The sequence below is a fragment of the Prochlorococcus marinus str. MIT 9312 genome (assembly GCF_000012645.1).
GTDB lineage: Bacteria > Cyanobacteriota > Cyanobacteriia > PCC-6307 > Cyanobiaceae > Prochlorococcus_A > Prochlorococcus_A marinus_L.
Map to the genome: position 1 here is coordinate 109,588 of NC_007577.1, position 17,068 is coordinate 126,655.

The following is a 17,068-nucleotide window of genomic DNA, read 5'->3' on the forward strand; positions in this document are numbered from 1 at the left end:
TTATTTGAAGGGTATAGATTTGTTTTCAAAATCAATTTCCATTTCGGTTTGTTTATTAACTTCATTTAGCCAAGGATAAATTATATTTCCCATATTTTTGTCAAACCACTTATGCAAGCTAATGGTGTTTTTTGCAAAGAATCCCCTCCGCCTTTTATGTTTACCACCCGCTCCTGGATCAAACAAATGGATACTATTTTTTATTGCCCATTCAATTGGCTGGTAGTAGCATAATTCAAAATGTAAATTAGATATTTCTTCTTGACTACCCCAATATCTACCCCATAAGTTGTTTTTATTTTTAACGCACATCGACATAGCAAAAATATCCTTTGAATCATTTCTTGATGCGCTAAAAAGTAAAAGATTTTTTTTATTATCAACAATTTTTTCGAAAAATGTAGATGTCAGATATTTACTTCCCCAGACTCCCCATCTTAAACAATGCTGTTCATAAAAATTATGCATTTTTTTGAGGATTTCTTGGTTGATATCATCTTCATCAAGAATTTCTACTTTAATATCTTGTTTAGTAATTGATTTCCTCTCTTTTTTTATATTTTTTCTCTGATTAGAGTTAAATCTAGAAAGAAAATCATCAAACGTTTTTTCTCCATTACTCCTCCATTCACTGCTGGAATTTATCCATTCATGGTATCCCAAAGATTTAAGATGTGTGCCCCAATTTTCATCAATATATAAAAAATTACAACTTAAAATTTTGTTTGTAATCGCAAAGCTTTCGATATGGTTTATAAGTAAATTTGTAATTTCTTTCTTATCTTTATTTTTTTTATAAAGAAATTGATATCCATTTACAGGACTATAAGGACTCATTCCAATTAATTTAGGGTAATAATTTAAATTCAGCTCTTGAGCCAATCTTGCAAATGATTGGTCAAAAATGAATTCTCCATAGCTATGATTTTTTAAAAAAAGTGGAGCAATTCCTAATATTTCTTCATTTTTATAAGCAACAAAATAAAGAGGCTGCCAACCAGTTTCTCTCGAAACACTTTTTGATATTTCAAGGTTTTTAAGCCAAGTCCATTCATAAAATGGATTATTGATTTCATTTGCTAATTCATTCCATATCTCTTTGGAGATTTCTTTAATTGACAATTTGACTTCAACTTTATGTATTTTTTGGTTCATTTATTATTGAATCTATTTCAAATTTTTTTGTAATGCACATGGATTTCATTATGCATTAAATTTTTAATTGATTTTATTTCCCATAGTCTTTTGAGATTAAAAATCTCATTTGTTTGTTTTGGAGGGATCCATGTATATCTACCTCCAATAATTCGTGGAATTATTGTAATTTTTATATCTGTTATTAGATCCTCTTTTATAAATGAATTTATAAGTTTTGCACCTCCTAAAAGAGCTAGATCATTTATCCCTTGCTTTTTGAGTGAAATTAAAGTTTTCCCCCATGAATGTTCGAAAAAGAGTTGTTTCTCGAAGTCATTCTTCGACAAATTATCAACTTTACTTGAGCTTATTAGCCATCTTCTAATTGGTTGACGAAAGTATTTCCAATTACTATTAAATTTTTTGCTATTTGAAGCAACTATAGAAATTGGTTGGCTTTTTGATATTTTTACTTCGTTATTATCATTGAGATTTTTAATTAGGTAAGTTGATTGATGAGCTAATAAAGTACCTAAACCGAAAATGGTGGCGTCAACCATTGATAAGTTTTGATTTAACATTTTTTTATCTTCTTCGCTTCCAAGATGCGATTCTCCACCTTCAGGAAATGCAATTCTTCCATCAAGACTAGATGCTATAACAATTATTACTCTTGGGATACTCAAGTTTGTGTGACTAAACTATTTTCAAATTTCAACTGCAATGAATTGGTTAACTTTTGATCAACATAAATTTCTGCAGCATTATTTGGGCTCTCTTGGAGTCTTATTTTGTGTAATGTTGCACCAAGGTTATGTATTGGTTTTTTAAGAATGTCAGAAATATATAAAGCTATATTTTCAGCAGTTGGAACACAACTATGGAAAAATTCGATATCTTTATTGAGAAAAGTATGATCTAGTTGTTCAACAACCAAATCATTAATTATCTCTTGGAGGGCAGATAAGTCGCAAACCATTCCTGTTCTTTTATCAATGTCTCCTTTTACAGTTATATCGACAAGATAGTTGTGACCATGTCCATTAACTCTGGCACATTTCCCATAGATTTTTTTATTTTCATCAAATGATATCTCTTCTTTTGCAAGTCTATGAGCGGCTGCAAAATGAGTTTGTACTGTTAAAAATGCTTCCATGTTTTTTCCAAAATAATCTGCCCATAAATTTGGGTTTTCATAAAGCCTTAGACTTGTAAGAGGTAAATCATCCTTTAGACGACTCCAAATGACCTTTACTAATGCTTCAGTTGTGGGAAGTAAACCCTCTTGATTATTAACATTAAATTCAGGCCAGACATCATTTAAAAAACGAAAATCTAATTGTCCAGTAACCTTATCTTTAATAGAGTGTTTTACATCAGAGAGATTAAGTACCATTCCATCAGAGTCTAGTTCTCCACCCATTGAAACAATAAGTTCATAATTATGACCATGACCTGGTGCAATACTGCACTTTCCAAAAAGAGATAAATTTTCTTCTGGGCTTTTTTCAGGAAGCCAATAACGGTGACTAGAACTAAAGCAGGCACGCCGAGTTATGACGCATTCACGTCCTTTTCCATGTAATGGTTTGGATTGTGTAGAAGTCATACCTGTCTGCGATAATACTATCTTAAGGTTTTAAATACGCTTTTGTCTTTATGGAACAATCCATTATCGAAAAAACAGTTAAGGTTATCAAGGGTAGAAGCATATTTTTAATCGGTATGATGGGTTGTGGTAAGTCACAAACTGGTTTGAAACTGGCTGAATTATTGAAGTATAAATACATTGATTTAGATTCATTAATAGAGAAGTTGGCCAAAAAATCTATCAATCAAATTTTTAACGATGAAGGAGAAGATAATTTTCGTGAATTAGAAACAAGCTGCCTTAAAGAAACTATCAAAATTCCTTCATTAGTAATATCAACTGGTGGAGGGATAGTTACTAAATCCGAAAACTGGGGAATATTAAGACAGGGAATAATTGCTTGGATAGATCTCGACAAAGATATCGCAATTGAGAGATTGAAAAATGAAATTGAAAACAGGCCATTACTTCAGGGAAAGAATCTAAATGATTTATATATGAGTATTTTAAAATCCAGAGAAAATTTATATTCTCAAGCCGATTTAAGAATTCAAGTAAAAAATGAAAATATTGAAGAAGTTGCTATAAAAATAATCAATGCGATGCATAAAGAAATAAATAATTAATCTGGTTCAATTCTCACCGCAAACCATTTAATAACGTATCCTAACTTTATTTCTAATTCATAAGTGCTTTCCAATAATTCTTCAAAAAATTCCTGATCAGGATCTTCTATATTTTGATATATTGTTTGTGTCTCAGTCTTACTAAGCCAATTCTTTAACCATAAAATTGCTTCTTGCTTTGATACTATTTTTTCTTTTGAATCTGGCTCTAATAATACATAATGATCTGATGCTCTTATTAGTGGATTTGACATGATTAAAATTCTTCTTGGATTAATTCTGTGCTTGACTTTTCAAGGAATTTTTTTAGAAAGTTCTTTTGCTTTATATGATTCTAACGTACGAGAGTTGTTGGAAAATCGGTTAAATCAATGGCCAGAAATATATTTACCAATTTTTAAATTATCAGATACTTCTAAAGATTTAACTTATCCAAAATGGTTTGAGGGAAGTTGGCTTGTTACCTCTCAAGATATAATTAATGATTTAGAAGAGCCAGTGATTTATAAAGTGAATTTCTTTAAGAATGATTCAGATTTAATTGTTGGTAATCGTGCAAAAAATTCTGAGTCTATTGGAAAAGCAATATTTGGTGACAGCTTAATCAAGGTTGTAAATGATCCCCAATCAATTAATAATCAAATTACTTATTTAAAAGATGATTTATATATTGATTCAAGAATTACAGGGAGAAATCAGATCAAAGATGATGATATTTTTTTCGCAGATGAGCTAGTTATTCAAACAGCGCATAAACCAGGCGCTTCAAGGATAAATCAAGTCGAGACTATTAGTAAATTTCAAAAATGTTCCGAAGAAATATTGGAAGTTAATAATTCAAATAAACCAGCAATTTGCGGAGTGCAATATGTTGCTTCTTATGGTTCAAAAGTTGGTGATCCTTCAGTCCATGCTATAAAAACAAATAAATATAAATTGACTTTTGAATTTATTGAGAGTTAGCACTGAAAAGATATTCTTCTAGATTATTCCTCCATATGAAAAGATTTTCTAGATAAGGGTTATTTATGTATTCTTGACTTCCTTCTCCTGAAAGAATTGGCCCTGCTGACTTTGGGAATTTAAGAAGGGATAATTGAGCTGCAATTGAAATATCTGCAATTGATAAACTATCTCCAACTAAATATTTTTTGTTGATCAACGATTTAGATAAAGCTTCTAGTAATTTTTGGAGTTCTAAATTATCTTTAGAAGACAAAACTACATTAGAGATTTTACTAAGATTTTTAAAAGGTAATTTATCAAAAATACTTTTAACTGAAGAAGGTATTTCATCTGGAAGTAATGCAGCTCTTAGCTGTGGATTCTCTATCGCAGATTTTATTAAAGTTTTTCTACAAGTTGTAGCCATTGTAGTATCTGCCCAGTCTTCAATTAGTTTGCATTGCGCAAATAATATTGGGTCTTCAGGAAAGAGTTGATTGTTATCATTTTTTTTATCTATATATTCGCAAATATTTGAAGAGTCATTAATAATTTGATCATTACTATCGACTATTACAGGGACTTGTTTTTGACCTGATAATTTGAAAATTGCAAATTGACCTATTCCAGGTGTTACTTCTTCCACTCGATATTGTAGTTTTTTTGCATGAAGAGCCATTCTTGTTTTTAAACAAAAAGCACTATGCCTAAATTGATATAATGTAATCATGCTGTTTAATGTTTTTTAAAACTTAGCTAAAAAAGTAATCTATTTGTGGAGCTGATGGGCGAATTTTTCTCTAATGTTGCAAGATATCCCAAGTATTTAATATCTATTATTATTGGAGGACTTGTTGCACTGCTTGAACCTTTATTCAAGAATCGATCAAATCCACTCACAATAGTAGGTTTAATATCTTCTGTTTTAAGTGCTTTCATAACAGTCTATTTTGTCTTGCAAGCAATGACAAATCCAATAAATTTACAATCATAATGCCAAATAATTTCCGTCTTGCAAAAGTTTCTTCTCTTTTAAAGAAAGAAATCACCCTTATTTTGCAAAATGATTTGGAAAATGATCTTATTAGAGATTATTTCGTCAATATTTCTAAGATTGATTTATCAGGTGATTTACAACACTGTAAAATTTACATAACTTCAACTGCTAAAGAGACAGTAAGGAAAGAGATTGTGGCAAATTTGAATACCGCTAAAAGCTTTATAAGAAATAATTTAGGAAAAAGAATAGAGATGAGAAGAGTTCCAGAGATAATTTTTAAAGAAGATATTGTTCTTGACAAAGGATTATCAGTCTTGAAACTTCTTGATGAATTAAAAAATAAACATCAAGACAAGAATTATGAGGATAAGGATGCCAATAGTTGATCGACCCCTTGATCAAAGAAATATAATTATCACTCGATCAAAAGAGGGGATATTGGATATCAAAAAGATATTCACAAGCAAAGGCGCTAATATATATGAGTTTCCTGCAATAAGTATTGGAGATCCTGATGATTTAGATCCTCTTGACGAAGCGTTAAATCAAATAAATGATTTTCATTGGATTATTTTTTCTAGTAGTAATGGGATCAAATTTGTTGATAAAAGACTTAGATATTTTCAAAGTTCATTAAAGGAGTGTTCTAAAAAAACAAAAATCGCTGTAGTCGGAGAAAAAACTGCACAAACTCTTGATGATTTTGGGATTAAGGCTGATTTCATACCCCCAGAATATGTTGCCGAAAGTTTAATTGATAATTTTCCAATATCTGGATATGGACTTCGAGTATTTTTGCCAAGAGTCCAAACAGGAGGAAGGGATCTAATTGCAGATCAATTTAGAAAGGCTGGTTCGCGTGTATTTGAGGTTGCTGCGTATGAAACTAGATGTCCGGATTCAATCCCAGAAGAGACAATTGATATTATTGTTAATCGAAAAGTCGATGCATTTATTTTCTCAAGTGGCAAAACTGTATCAAATTCTGCTGTTTTACTAGAAAAAGCCTTTGGTAAAGAATGGTTAAAATATTTAGATCAAACTAGGTTCTTAACTATTGGACCTCAAACAACAAAAATATGTAAAAAGATTTTTGGCAGAGTTGATAGTCAGGCACAAAAATATACTTTTGATGGACTACTGGATGTAGCAATTAGTATTTTTAGTTAGAAAAATCTTTTTTATAATTCTTTTCCACTAATTCTTTAAATCTATCAATATTAGCCTGTAATTCGTTAGTGACCATTTTGCCTAAAATATTCTCTTCCATAAACCGCGCAATCATTTTAGGTAGCTCATATGTTATTGCTAAATTTACTGTTGTTATTTGATCACTTTTGCTTTCGAAAACTACTGATCCTTCAGTTGGTAAACCTCCTATAGATTTCCACTTAAGTTTACTTTTATCAATTCTTTCTGTAATTTGAGCTTTCCATTTAAACTTAAAACCATTTGCAGCTAAAGTCCATTCTGTTAAATCTGGTAATGTCGTTGTTTCTTCATCAACTGTTTTTACTGATTCAATCCAGCTCATCCACAGTGACATTGAGTCTAAATCACTCCATGTATTCCAAACATTTTCAAGCGGCGCATTAACGACTGTTATTACGTCATGTTTTAGCCAGGTACCCATTAGTTAATTTACTGTAAGATTTTTTGCTAATTCAGCTTTCTTCTCTAAAATTGCTGCTGCAGCTAAATGCCCACTCATTGTAGCTCCCTCCATAGAGTCTATATAATCTTGTTTTGTGTAACTACCAGCCATAAAGAAATTAGGTATAGATGTTTTTTGATCGGGTCTAAATTTTTCCATACCTGGAGATTCTCTATAAAGAGATTGCGGAATTTGTACTACGTTACTCCAAAGCAATTTAAGGTTTTTTGAAGATGGGAATAGACGGCGAACTTCTTTATCAATTTCTTGTGTAATTCTTTCTGTAGATCTTCCCATCCATCTATCACCCGGAGTTAAAACACATTGAAGTAGTGATCCCACATCTTTTTTTCTATAATCTGCTGGACTTGCTAGTGCTAAATCAGCGAAACAACTGAAAGAAGCATCAGCAGAATATAGAAGGTTATCGAGTCCAGTAGGCGAGTTTCCAGTATTATCTTTTTGTAATTCAGTAACCCAACCGTCGTATCTTAATTGGATTGTGGCTACTGCAACTGCTCTAAGTTTTTTTAAACCTGCAAATTCTTTAAATTGATACCATTCTTCTGGAACTATTTTTTTTATCCCAGGAACGTCACAGGCAGCAAGAAATTTATCTGCAAAAACTGTCTTAGTTCCTTCAGGAGAGGATATTTTTAACTGATTAACGGAATAAGAGGAAGAATACTTTTCATAAATAATTTCTTCTACCTTATGGTTTAAATGGATTTTAGCCCCTTTCTTTGTGATGTAATCGACAATAGGTTGTGTAAGCCACTTATGAGGCGAACCTTTTAAAAGATTAAGTTTGGAGGCTTCCGTTTTTGAAGCAAACATCATGAAGATAGTTAGCATACATCTTGCTGAAATATCTTTGCAATTGATAAAGCCCAATGCATATGCAATGGGATCCCACATTCTTGCTAAACTTTTTTCACTACCACCATGGTTTAAGAACCATTCTTTAAAGCTAATCCTATCTAGATCCCTAATTATTTTCATTGCACCTTCATAATCTATTAATCCTCGAACTATTGGACTTGTCCCTAAAGCTAGAGCGTTTCTGAATTTGTCTACCCAAGTAAGTTGTTCAGTTGTAAAAAATGCTTTTAGCCCATTAAAAGGTGCACCTAATGGAAATCTGAAATCTAAAGATTTCAAATTGCCACCATTATTTATGAACAAATGAGTATGATCTTTCGGGAGTAAATTATCCAAAGCCCCCACTTTTTTCATTAACTTAAATAGATTTGCATAATTATAGAAAAATACATGTAATCCCATCTCTATATGGTTGCCATCCTTATCCTCCCAACTCCCAACTTTACCTCCCCAAAAAGATCTGCTCTCGTAAATTTCAACTTCGTGGCCTTCATCAACTAAATTGACTGCCGCTGTGAGACCAGCTAAACCAGAACCGACTATTGCAATTTTCACTTTTTTCTTAAAATTATAACAAATCAAGTTTGGATATTGGTTCATCTATGCACCCTAACGATTTAGTTTTTATATTATAAATAGTAGGAAATTTCTGGTTATGGAAAATTTAGAAGTTAAGCAGGAAATTAAGAATTCTGATGATGGTAAGGGCATTTTGATTACTAATGATGCAATAGAGCAAATTTCAAATTTATTAAAAGGCCAAATTGATAAGAAAGCACTCAGGGTTGGCGTAAGATCAGGAGGCTGCAGTGGGATGAGTTATACGATGGATTTTATAGGAAGTAATGAAATAAACCCCGATGATAAAGTTTATGATTATTCATTGAATTCTAATCAAAGCTTTCAAGTTGTTTGCGATCCCAAAAGTCTCTTGTATATATATGGAATGCAATTAGATTTTAGTAAGGAATTAATTGGCGGTGGCTTTAATTTTGTAAACCCTAATGCTTCTCAAACTTGTGGTTGTGGAAGTTCCTTTGCAGTTTAAATTACAATGAATAACGAAATTAATCCCATCGAAGAGGATTTTAATGCAGCTCTATCAAAGTATAAAGATGGGCAAGATTTAATTCCTATCGTTCAAGATTTTCAAAAAATTATACAGCAAATACCAAATCATTTTGCTGCCTGGACTTGTCTTTCATGGCTTCAATTACTTTTGAAAAATAATGAAGAAGCTTTAGAAGCAGCCAGACAAGCTGTTCGATTAAATCAGCAAGATCCACAAGCTCGAATGAATTTGTCTTTAGCGCTTTTGGCAACAAATAATAAAGGTGTTAGGGATCATGTTGAGTTAATAAAAAAAATGTCTATGATGATGCCAGATGTTAAAAGTGAGTTGAAAGAATCTGTTGAAGACGGATTTAGTAGATATCCAGATTGGCCTGAGTTAAACAAAGTTAAAAAATGGTTGGAATTTTAAATTGTCTAGAATTTTATTATTGAGTAACGGACATGGAGAAGATTTATCTGGGAGCTTGATAGCTAAGCAAATTGTAAAAAGTGGTCATTCTGTAGAAGCTTTACCAATTGTTGGTAAAGGAACTCATTACGAAAAAGAAAAAATTAAGATTTATGGAATAACTCAAGAATTTAGTACTGGAGGTATTGGCTATAATTCTTTTAAGGGGAGACTAATAGAGATATTTAGAGGAGAAGTAGTTTATCTTCTAAAAAGATTATATTTAACTTATAAATTAAGAAAAAAATATGATTATTTTTTTGTAGTTGGAGATATTGTGCCAGTTTTTTTTGCATGGATTTGTAAGAAAGATTTTTTTACATATCTAGTTGCTTATTCCAGTCATTATGAAGGAAAGTTAAAATTACCATGGCCTTCTAAATTTTTCTTGGTCTCACAAAAGGCAAAAAAAATATATACAAGAGATTCTCTTACAGCTAATGATTTAACTTTGCAATTAAAAAAGAAAGTGTCTTTTTTAGGTAATCCATTTATGGATAAGTTTTTTCCTAGAAATAAAGAATTAAAGAAATCTGAATTTAGTATTGGATTATTTCCAGGAAGTAGATTCCCCGAGATTTTAGATAATTTTGTTTTGATTTTAGAGGTATTAGAGGCACTGTCAGATTTAAGATATTTTCAAAAAATTGAGTTTAATTTTGCAATAGTTAATGCTTTATCTCCATCAAAAATCAAGGAGATATTTCAAAATAGAAAATGGTTATACCTAGAAAAAATAAAAGAGAAGTATCTCTTGAAATTTCAATATAAAACTATAGAAGTAAATATATATTGGAATAATTTTGACAAAATATTATTGAAAAGTAGATGCTGTATCAGCATGGCAGGAACGGCAGCAGAGCAAGCGATTGGATTAGGAAAACCGGTTATTCAGATTGAAGGTAAAGGTCCACAATTTACAAAATCTTTTGCAGAAGCACAAAGACGTTTGCTTGGAAAATTTGTTTTTTGTGCCAGTAATTATAAAGATAAGAATGATCAAATAAATGAGACAATAAAATTGATCATAAAAGTAATATATCTAATAAAGCTAAATAAGAGGTTTATGATCTCATGTAATGAAAATGCCAAAAAAAGACTTGGTGAAAAGAAAGCTTGTCTTAAGATGGTTGATGATATGAATATTGTTATCAAAAATGACTCAGGAAAATAATCAAAATTACTTAAAACAAATAATTGATAATTTGTTATTAATAAACTTATTTACAGTAATTTTTTTTGCAATATTTTTTATTTTTGCAATCATCATGCAATTAAATGGGATATTTATTTTTATTAATTTTATTCAGATAGTTTGGAATCCTCTTATAGTCCCATTAATAACAATTCTTATTATTGGTGCTTTACTAAACGGTATTAATTCTTGGTGGAGGCGTAAATTGCTTTCTCAAGAAGAGGATATTTAAAATTATAATTTTTGAGTTTACTGCTTATTACTTTTTGTCCTTCTAATACAACTTTTGCTCCATCTCCTAACAAAATTTTTAAAACCGCCCCAGGTACTGGAAGTAAATTAGGTCTATTCAGACATTTGCCTAAAGTCTCAGAAAAGTCTCTCATTAATACTGGATTTGGTGCAACAGCATTAAATACTCCTGAATACTTTTTATTATCTAATGCTTGAGTAATTAATGCACATAAATCACTCCTATGAATCCAACTCATCCATTGCTTACCATCTCCAATTGGTCCACCTAATCCAATTTTAAATATAGGTAGCATTTTTCCTAATGCTCCTCCATCTGCCTCTAGAACAATTCCAATTCTAAAAATAACTAACCTTGAGAAGAATGGTTTTTCCGCAGCTACCGCTTCCCATTTTTTGCAAAGATTAGCTAAAAAGTCTTTTCCTCCAATACTATTTTCAGTGAATTCACCAGACAAACTTGTACCGTAATAACCTATTGCTGATCCATTTATAATGACTTTTGGGTTTATTTTGAAATTTTTAAGGGTCTTCATCATAAATTTCGTAGTGTTAATACGACTATTTTCAATCTCCTGTTTTTGTGCAGAAGTCCATTTTTTTTCTGCTATAGGTTCTCCCATTAAGTTAATGATTCCATCTGTCTCTCTTAAAATATTTAGAAGATTTTCATTATTCCAGTTTTTTTCTTTTGATAAATCTATTTGCAAAAATTTAAATTTATTGAAATCTAAATCAAGCTTTAATTTACTTATGGGTTTTCTACTTACGATGTATATTTCGTGATTTTCATTGAGTATTGTTGGTACTAATTCTTTACCAACAAATCCAGTGCAGCCAATTAATAAAAGACGCATATTTTATAGATATTTATCATTTAAGCCTATTAAATTTTTTAGACGTTTGTAATTATTATTCTGTTATCAATTTTTTTAAATATTTATCAAATAAGTTTTTGTATAATAAATTTCAAATAACTTTGTTGACTTTATTATGACAGATTCTATTCCAAAGAAACCTCTCAAGAAAGGAAGCTTAGTTTTTGTCGATAGAGGAAATTATATAAAAAGTATCGAGGCGTTAGCCAGTGATAATGATCTCCCTAATTATGTCTTTGAAGGTCCTGGAGAGATTCTTTCTGTCAAGGACGAATATGCTCAGGTTCGATGGCGCAGGCCTGTGCCAGATGTTTGGTTTAAATTGGATCAACTTAAAGAATATATTCAATAAATTTTTTTATCTAAAAGTTTTTATTTTTTTTCTCTGCAGACATCTTTGATTGAATTCTTTTTGCTTCTTTAATCATTTCTTTACCATCAAATAAGTAATCATCTACGTATCCTTGTGTATATCTATCAAATTCTGATAGTGCATCTTTAACTTGTGAAAAACAATGATAAAGATCTAGGCCTAAAGCTGTAATAGACTTGGGAACTATTTTTTTGTTATAAATTTTTTCAACTTTTTCTATTTTCTTTTGTGAAAGACTTATATAACTGCAAAAATTTTCCATTAGTTGGTCATCATATGGATCCGCAGAAAGTTCTTTGATTTCGTTTTTCAAAGGTTTAATTATTTGGCTAATTGATCTATTGATCGGAGTGTAAATTTCTTTAAGCCATGTTTTAACTTCTCTGTCTTTAATTGACGAATTATATTTTTTTGAATTAAATTTCTCTTCCCAATTTTCATTTAATGAATCAAAGGATGAACTGGAAGAGAATAAACTTCTATCATATTGTTCTTTTTTTACAGGATCATTTAGAACCTCCCAGGCATTTTGTATTGCAAGAAATCGTTCTTTGTCTCCGCCTGCATCAGGATGATGTTGCTTAACTAAAGAACGATATGAAGATTTAATTTCACTTTTGGGTGCATTTTTTTTGAGGCCTAATTCTTCATATAAATTTTTTTCCATTTTTATAAATTAGGAATTAAAGATAACCATCTGTTCTTGCTTGAATTGAGGTATTGGATTCAAACATTGCGGTTGATAAATATCTTTCACCAAAACTTGGCAGAATTACTATCAATCTTTTATTAATTAGTTCTTTCCTTTCACCAATTTTTATAGTTGCTGCTAAAGCGGCTCCGCTGCTGATGCCTGATAAAAGACCTTCCAATCGAGCTAATAAACGCCCATAATAAAATGCTTCGTCGTCATCAATTTTTATAATTTCATCAATTAATTTAGTATTCAGGACTTTCGGTACGAAACCTGCCCCTATTCCTTGAATCGAATGAGATCCTGCTTTTTCTCCGGAAATGACAGCACTTTTTCTGGGCTCTACAGCATAAATTTTGCAATTTGGATTAACTTTTTTCAAAAAACGTGCGCAACCAGTAATTGTGCCTCCTGTGCCTACTCCCGTAACTAGTCCATCTAAATTGTTATTGGATTGGGCCCATATTTCTTGAGCGGTTGTTCTTTCATGAATATCTGGATTAGCAAAGTTTTCAAATTGATTAAATTGATAGCTATTTGCAATGCTAGAAGACAACTCATTAGCTAAATCTAAGGCTCCTTTCATTCCTTCTTGACCTGGCGTTAGCTGTAATTCAGCCCCATATGCTCGCAACATTGCCCTTCTTTCAATACTCATCGTATCAGGCATAGTTAATATCAATTTATAGCCTTTAGCTGCAGCAACCATTGCTAATGCGATGCCAGTATTTCCACTTGTTGCTTCAATCAATGTTGTTTTGTCTGGTGTTATCAATCCTTCTTCTTCAGCTTTGCATAACATTGAATAAGCAATACGATCTTTTACAGACGCTGATGGATTGAAACTTTCGAGTTTGGCTATTATTTCTGGATAACAATTAAAGTAATTTCTGATTCGACTTAATTTAACTAATGGAGTATTTCCAACTAGAGAAGTGATATCATTTGCTATTTCCATGAAATGATTATTTAAATTGCCAAATTAACTCTCCTCTTTACATAATAATTGTATTTAAAGATCTTTTATATGATTTTCATAAAAGAATTTAATTAAAAATAACTTTCTGCTGAAGAATATTATTATTATAAAAGTGAGTTTAATAATTTTTATGTATTCGCTGGAACTAAGTCTCAGATATTCACCTTTTCCGATTGCAATTCAGAAGAAAGAATTCGAGGATGTTAAAAGAATTTATGAAGAAATAAAAAATTCTATGAATGAACCTTTAGAAACTTCAAACTTGGTTGAATTAAGGTGTGATAAAGTGCAAGATAAATTAATTGCTGTAAGAGCTCAAGAAATCATTTCAGTGCAGATATATGAAAAATCATCAGTAGCAGGAGGAGCTAAAAGACCAGGATTTTCTCTCGATATAGATTAATAGAATTAATGCGAGATTCTCTAGAAAATGGAATACCTCATATTCATTTCAAAGATGTCTCTTTTTCATATCCTGGGAAAAAAGACAATTTAATTTTTAAATGTAATTTTTCAATAAAAAAACCTGGATTTTGGATGGTTGTCGGTAAAAACGGGAGTGGAAAAAGTACCCTTTTAAAATTAATTAATGGAATAATTAAACCCAAAAATGGAGTCATTAATTCTAAAGCAGATATAGGGATGGTATTTCAAAACCCTGATCATCAAATATTGATGCCAAATTGCAGAAGCGAACTTCTGATAAATATTAACCAAAATATAAGTGATTATGAAATTAATAAAAAAATTGAATATGTGCTTGCTCAGGTGGGATTGACTGGTTTTGAAAAAAGGCCAGTACACACGTTAAGCGGAGGTCAAAAACAACGCTTAACTATTGCATGCGTTCTTATTAGTAATAGGAATTTTATTCTTTTAGATGAGCCTACAGCGTTACTTGATCAAACCAGCCAATTAAAAGTTTTAAAAACTATTAAGAATCTTACAAGTGACCATAAAAAACCTTTATCCGCTTTGTGGATTACACATCGTTATGAAGAATTAAATTACGCTGATTCAGTAGCAGAGCTGAAAAATGGTTTTTTATCTAGATGGCAAGAACCATCAAAATTTCAATATAATTAAATCTTTTACTTGTCATAAGGCACTTTAAAGAGCTAAATTCATTTTATATTCCTCGGTAGCTCAGCGGTAGAGCGATCGACTGTTAATCGATTGGTCGCAGGTTCGAATCCCGCCCGGGGAGTCCTTAAGTCGCAAAAGTCATGCAAAGTCACCGAAAAAAGGTGACTTTTTTATGTCTATGAATACCTCCTCAATAAAAAATGTCTAGACAAATAGATACATATTAATAAATTGTTTATTAGTACATTTATTCGTACATATTTTTATCATTCTTTAGATATGAAATTATAGGTAATTACTTTCTTTCTGAATGCCGAAACAAGACGAATTTGATTATGAATTACAAAAGTATTTAGACAAGTAAATACCCTCTTTTTTTATTTTATATAACTCCATCTATTTAAAATCCACAAATTTTATGAACATTTGAATCATAAAAACCCACAAAACAATTTAAATATAAGATAAGGGAAAAGTAAAGAAGGAAGATTTTATATACTTTTTAGTATAGTTATGAGAACATATAAATTGATTAATTAACTAATGATTTAAATATATATTGTGACTAGAATGACAAGTTTTAAGAACAGTACTTGGAGCATTAATATCAAATTCCTCATAAAAAGTTCTTGGATTAATTTTTAAGTCCCATATAGTCCGTATATATTTTCTGTTTGTATCTTATGAATTACCCCTTTCAGGGAATTCTAGTCATCCCACATATCCTTTTTCTCTTGATCTAAGTTATTCCTTTCCAGTAATTCTATTCTTTGTTTCTGAGTATCTATTGCTGTGTCATGAACGTTTTTATCATTACTGTATTTTGTTTGCATTTCTAAGATAATAATTTCAAATTGCTCTCCAAAGAAATCTGACATTTCTCTCCATGCTTCCATTTCTTCTTCTTTGTCAATAGTATCGTTTATTTGATGAGAAATGCTTTCTAGTACATGTTGTTTAATTTCTTGATGACTCATCGATTCTACTTTTTTTTGAATATAAAATTCTTTAAGATTTTCGAGTTGTTTTTTTGATAAGTCGGAATAGATAAATGACTTCTTTTTCATAAATACTTAGATTTTTTTTAATATAGACAAAATTCTTAGCTTAAACACTCAGAAGAAATCAAAAATGGTGAAATCTGTTCAATCCTCTTTTAAAAAGGAGAAATATCATTTAATTCTATTTTGATATACCTTACTAAGAAAATTTGAATTGGATATTATTTCATATTGAATGAATATTTTTTATAAGTATTCTTTTGATTATTAAGAAATAATTAATAAAATCAAAAGAAATTGTGAAATTTAAACTTTTTAAAAATTTGTAATTTTTATCTAATAGCCTGCTATTATTAAGTTAATTGATAAATCTAATTGATAAAATTGTTTACACTAATTCAACAATCTTTCTAAATTCTTGAGAGAATCTTAATACTGAAACTTATTCTTAATTTAATACTGTATAAGTATGAAAATTTCAATCCTTTTAATTGAAGATGATCGTGATATGCGTGATTTGGTAGCTAGGCATTTAGAACATTCTGGTTTCGATGTCCAAAAAGCGGAAGATGGCATCAAAGGGCAGGCATTAGCTCTTCAATACTCGCCAGATTTAATTCTTTTAGATTTAATGTTACCAAGTGTTGATGGATTAACTTTATGCCAGAGACTGAGAAGAGATGAAAGAACTTCAAATATCCCAATTTTGATGATAACTGCCTTAGGTGGACTAAAAGATAAAGTTACTGGTTTTAATTCTGGTGCCGATGACTACATTACTAAACCATTTGATTTAGAAGAATTACATGTACGCATAAAAGCATTATTAAGAAGAACAAATAGAGCACAGTTGAACTCTAGTAATCAGCAAGAAATTTTAAATTATGGACCTCTCACTCTTGTGCCGGAAAGATTTGAAGCTATCTGGTTTGAATCTCCTGTTAGATTAACTCATCTTGAATTTGAATTAATTCATTGTCTTTTACAAAGGCATGGTCAAACTGTATCACCAGCATTGATTCTCAAAGAAGTATGGGGATATGAACCCGACGATGATATTGAGACAATCAGAGTTCATATTAGGCATTTACGTACTAAGCTAGAACCTGATCCACGTAAGCCTATATACATAAAAACTGTATATGGAGCTGGATATTGTCTTGAGTTACCTATTGGCTCTCAAGTTGAAGCTGCCAAGCAAGATTTTATTCAAGCACGAAATCCTAATCTAATGAATTCTGTAATAGATTAAA

Annotated in this window: 24 protein-coding genes and 1 tRNA gene; 14 read left to right on the top strand and 11 right to left on the bottom strand. The window is 30.7% G+C overall.

Annotated elements, in window-relative coordinates:
- The 3 genes from PMT9312_RS00540 to PMT9312_RS00550 are packed head-to-tail and all read right to left on the bottom strand — an operon-like array spanning position 1 to position 2,746.
- Positions 1 to 1,155 carry a GNAT family N-acetyltransferase gene (locus PMT9312_RS00540; protein ID WP_011375673.1) on the bottom strand — a complete coding sequence of 385 codons (1,155 nt, stop codon included), beginning with the start codon at positions 1,153 to 1,155 and terminating at the stop codon, positions 1 to 3.
- 17 nt (positions 1,156 to 1,172) lie between these two features.
- Positions 1,173 to 1,823, bottom strand: coding sequence for a RibD family protein (locus tag PMT9312_RS00545; protein ID WP_011375674.1), 651 nt, complete (start codon positions 1,821 to 1,823; stop codon positions 1,173 to 1,175).
- On the bottom strand, positions 1,820 to 2,746 hold the full coding sequence (locus PMT9312_RS00550) for a 6-pyruvoyl trahydropterin synthase family protein (protein WP_011375675.1): 927 nt from the start codon (positions 2,744 to 2,746) through the stop codon (positions 1,820 to 1,822). The genes PMT9312_RS00545 and PMT9312_RS00550 overlap by 4 nt, the downstream gene beginning before the upstream one ends.
- Before the next feature lie 50 nt (positions 2,747 to 2,796).
- Here PMT9312_RS00550 and PMT9312_RS00555 point away from each other — a divergent pair, with 50 nt between their 5' ends.
- On the top strand, positions 2,797 to 3,354 hold the full coding sequence (locus PMT9312_RS00555; protein ID WP_011375676.1) for a shikimate kinase: 558 nt from the start codon (positions 2,797 to 2,799) through the stop codon (positions 3,352 to 3,354).
- Here PMT9312_RS00555 and PMT9312_RS00560 read toward each other — a convergent pair.
- The gene (locus PMT9312_RS00560; RefSeq protein WP_011375677.1) at positions 3,351 to 3,608 is read right to left on the bottom strand and encodes a chlororespiratory reduction protein 7; all 258 of its coding nucleotides are present in this window, start codon (positions 3,606 to 3,608) and stop codon (positions 3,351 to 3,353) included. The two genes, PMT9312_RS00555 and PMT9312_RS00560, sit on opposite strands and share 4 nt — an antisense overlap.
- Here PMT9312_RS00560 and PMT9312_RS00565 point away from each other — a divergent pair.
- Positions 3,607 to 4,317 (top strand): DUF6816 family protein, encoded by a 711-nt coding sequence (locus PMT9312_RS00565; protein ID WP_011375678.1) that lies wholly within the window; start codon positions 3,607 to 3,609, stop codon positions 4,315 to 4,317. The genes PMT9312_RS00560 and PMT9312_RS00565 overlap by 2 nt on opposite strands.
- Here PMT9312_RS00565 and PMT9312_RS00570 read toward each other — a convergent pair.
- Entirely contained in the window at positions 4,304 to 5,029 is a 726-nt protein-coding gene (locus PMT9312_RS00570; protein WP_011375679.1) for a glutathione S-transferase family protein, read from the bottom strand. The genes PMT9312_RS00565 and PMT9312_RS00570 overlap by 14 nt on opposite strands.
- 54 nt (positions 5,030 to 5,083) lie before the next feature.
- Here PMT9312_RS00570 and PMT9312_RS00575 point away from each other — a divergent pair, with 54 nt between their 5' ends.
- The 3 genes from PMT9312_RS00575 to PMT9312_RS00585 are packed head-to-tail and all read left to right on the top strand — an operon-like array spanning position 5,084 to position 6,469.
- Positions 5,084 to 5,293, top strand: coding sequence for a DUF751 family protein (locus PMT9312_RS00575; RefSeq protein ID WP_011375680.1), 210 nt, complete (start codon positions 5,084 to 5,086; stop codon positions 5,291 to 5,293).
- A complete protein-coding gene (gene rbfA / locus PMT9312_RS00580) occupies positions 5,293 to 5,685 on the top strand; it encodes a 30S ribosome-binding factor RbfA (protein ID WP_011375681.1) in 393 nt (130 codons plus the stop codon). The genes PMT9312_RS00575 and rbfA overlap by 1 nt, the downstream gene beginning before the upstream one ends.
- Complete coding sequence (locus tag PMT9312_RS00585) at positions 5,672 to 6,469, top strand: uroporphyrinogen-III synthase (RefSeq protein WP_011375682.1); 798 nt, start codon at positions 5,672 to 5,674, stop codon at positions 6,467 to 6,469. Before rbfA ends, PMT9312_RS00585 begins: the two co-directional genes overlap by 14 nt.
- Here the strand turns inward: PMT9312_RS00585 and PMT9312_RS00590 are convergent.
- Both PMT9312_RS00590 and zds read right to left on the bottom strand, forming a co-directional pair.
- Complete coding sequence (locus PMT9312_RS00590; protein WP_011375683.1) at positions 6,462 to 6,932, bottom strand: SRPBCC family protein; 471 nt, start codon at positions 6,930 to 6,932, stop codon at positions 6,462 to 6,464. The genes PMT9312_RS00585 and PMT9312_RS00590 overlap by 8 nt on opposite strands.
- A gap of 3 nt (positions 6,933 to 6,935) precedes the next feature.
- Positions 6,936 to 8,390, bottom strand: a complete 1,455-nt coding sequence (gene zds / locus PMT9312_RS00595) for a 9,9'-di-cis-zeta-carotene desaturase (protein WP_036924468.1) — start codon at positions 8,388 to 8,390, stop codon at positions 6,936 to 6,938.
- Positions 8,391 to 8,490: 100 nt separating this feature from the next.
- On the opposite strand from zds, the gene PMT9312_RS00600 reads away from it, so the two are divergent.
- The 4 genes from PMT9312_RS00600 to PMT9312_RS09955 are packed head-to-tail and all read left to right on the top strand — an operon-like array spanning position 8,491 to position 10,784.
- Positions 8,491 to 8,883 carry a HesB/IscA family protein gene (locus PMT9312_RS00600; RefSeq protein ID WP_011375685.1) on the top strand — a complete coding sequence of 131 codons (393 nt, stop codon included), beginning with the start codon at positions 8,491 to 8,493 and terminating at the stop codon, positions 8,881 to 8,883.
- Between the two features lie 6 nt (positions 8,884 to 8,889).
- Positions 8,890 to 9,318 carry a tetratricopeptide repeat protein gene (locus tag PMT9312_RS00605; protein WP_011375686.1) on the top strand — a complete coding sequence of 143 codons (429 nt, stop codon included), beginning with the start codon at positions 8,890 to 8,892 and terminating at the stop codon, positions 9,316 to 9,318.
- 1 nt (position 9,319) lies between these two features.
- The gene (locus PMT9312_RS00610) at positions 9,320 to 10,531 is read left to right on the top strand and encodes a lipid-A-disaccharide synthase-related protein (protein ID WP_011375687.1); all 1,212 of its coding nucleotides are present in this window, start codon (positions 9,320 to 9,322) and stop codon (positions 10,529 to 10,531) included.
- Entirely contained in the window at positions 10,515 to 10,784 is a 270-nt protein-coding gene (locus PMT9312_RS09955; protein WP_036924426.1) for a hypothetical protein, read from the top strand. Before PMT9312_RS00610 ends, PMT9312_RS09955 begins: the two co-directional genes overlap by 17 nt.
- Here the strand turns inward: PMT9312_RS09955 and PMT9312_RS00620 are convergent.
- A complete protein-coding gene (locus PMT9312_RS00620) occupies positions 10,735 to 11,661 on the bottom strand; it encodes a TIGR01777 family oxidoreductase (protein ID WP_011375689.1) in 927 nt (308 codons plus the stop codon). The genes PMT9312_RS09955 and PMT9312_RS00620 overlap by 50 nt on opposite strands.
- A 136-nt stretch (positions 11,662 to 11,797) precedes the next feature.
- Here PMT9312_RS00620 and PMT9312_RS00625 point away from each other — a divergent pair, with 136 nt between their 5' ends.
- Positions 11,798 to 12,034 carry an NAD(P)H-quinone oxidoreductase subunit O gene (locus tag PMT9312_RS00625; protein ID WP_011375690.1) on the top strand — a complete coding sequence of 79 codons (237 nt, stop codon included), beginning with the start codon at positions 11,798 to 11,800 and terminating at the stop codon, positions 12,032 to 12,034.
- 10 nt (positions 12,035 to 12,044) lie between these two features.
- Here PMT9312_RS00625 and PMT9312_RS00630 read toward each other — a convergent pair whose 3' ends face one another.
- Both PMT9312_RS00630 and cysK read right to left on the bottom strand, forming a co-directional pair.
- Positions 12,045 to 12,722: a DnaJ domain-containing protein gene (locus tag PMT9312_RS00630; protein ID WP_011375691.1), complete on the bottom strand. Its 678-nt coding sequence runs from the start codon at positions 12,720 to 12,722 to the stop codon at positions 12,045 to 12,047.
- Positions 12,723 to 12,738: 16 nt separating this feature from the next.
- Positions 12,739 to 13,707 (bottom strand): cysteine synthase A, encoded by a 969-nt coding sequence (gene cysK / locus PMT9312_RS00635; protein ID WP_011375692.1) that lies wholly within the window; start codon positions 13,705 to 13,707, stop codon positions 12,739 to 12,741.
- A gap of 151 nt (positions 13,708 to 13,858) precedes the next feature.
- Here cysK and PMT9312_RS00640 point away from each other — a divergent pair, with 151 nt between their 5' ends.
- From PMT9312_RS00640 to PMT9312_RS00650, 3 genes are all read left to right on the top strand, one after another.
- Entirely contained in the window at positions 13,859 to 14,131 is a 273-nt protein-coding gene (locus PMT9312_RS00640; protein ID WP_011375693.1) for a hypothetical protein, read from the top strand.
- A gap of 8 nt (positions 14,132 to 14,139) precedes the next feature.
- A complete protein-coding gene (locus PMT9312_RS00645) occupies positions 14,140 to 14,814 on the top strand; it encodes an ABC transporter ATP-binding protein (RefSeq protein WP_011375694.1) in 675 nt (224 codons plus the stop codon).
- Positions 14,815 to 14,863: 49 nt separating this feature from the next.
- Positions 14,864 to 14,935, top strand: a tRNA-Asn gene (locus PMT9312_RS00650).
- Positions 14,936 to 15,521: 586 nt separating this feature from the next.
- On the opposite strand, the gene PMT9312_RS00655 is transcribed toward PMT9312_RS00650, so the two are convergent.
- On the bottom strand, positions 15,522 to 15,881 hold the full coding sequence (locus tag PMT9312_RS00655) for a DUF7326 family protein (protein ID WP_011375695.1): 360 nt from the start codon (positions 15,879 to 15,881) through the stop codon (positions 15,522 to 15,524).
- Positions 15,882 to 16,284: 403 nt separating this feature from the next.
- On the opposite strand from PMT9312_RS00655, the gene PMT9312_RS00660 reads away from it, so the two are divergent.
- A complete protein-coding gene (locus PMT9312_RS00660) occupies positions 16,285 to 17,067 on the top strand; it encodes a response regulator transcription factor (protein WP_011375696.1) in 783 nt (260 codons plus the stop codon).
- Position 17,068 lies beyond the last annotated feature (1 nt).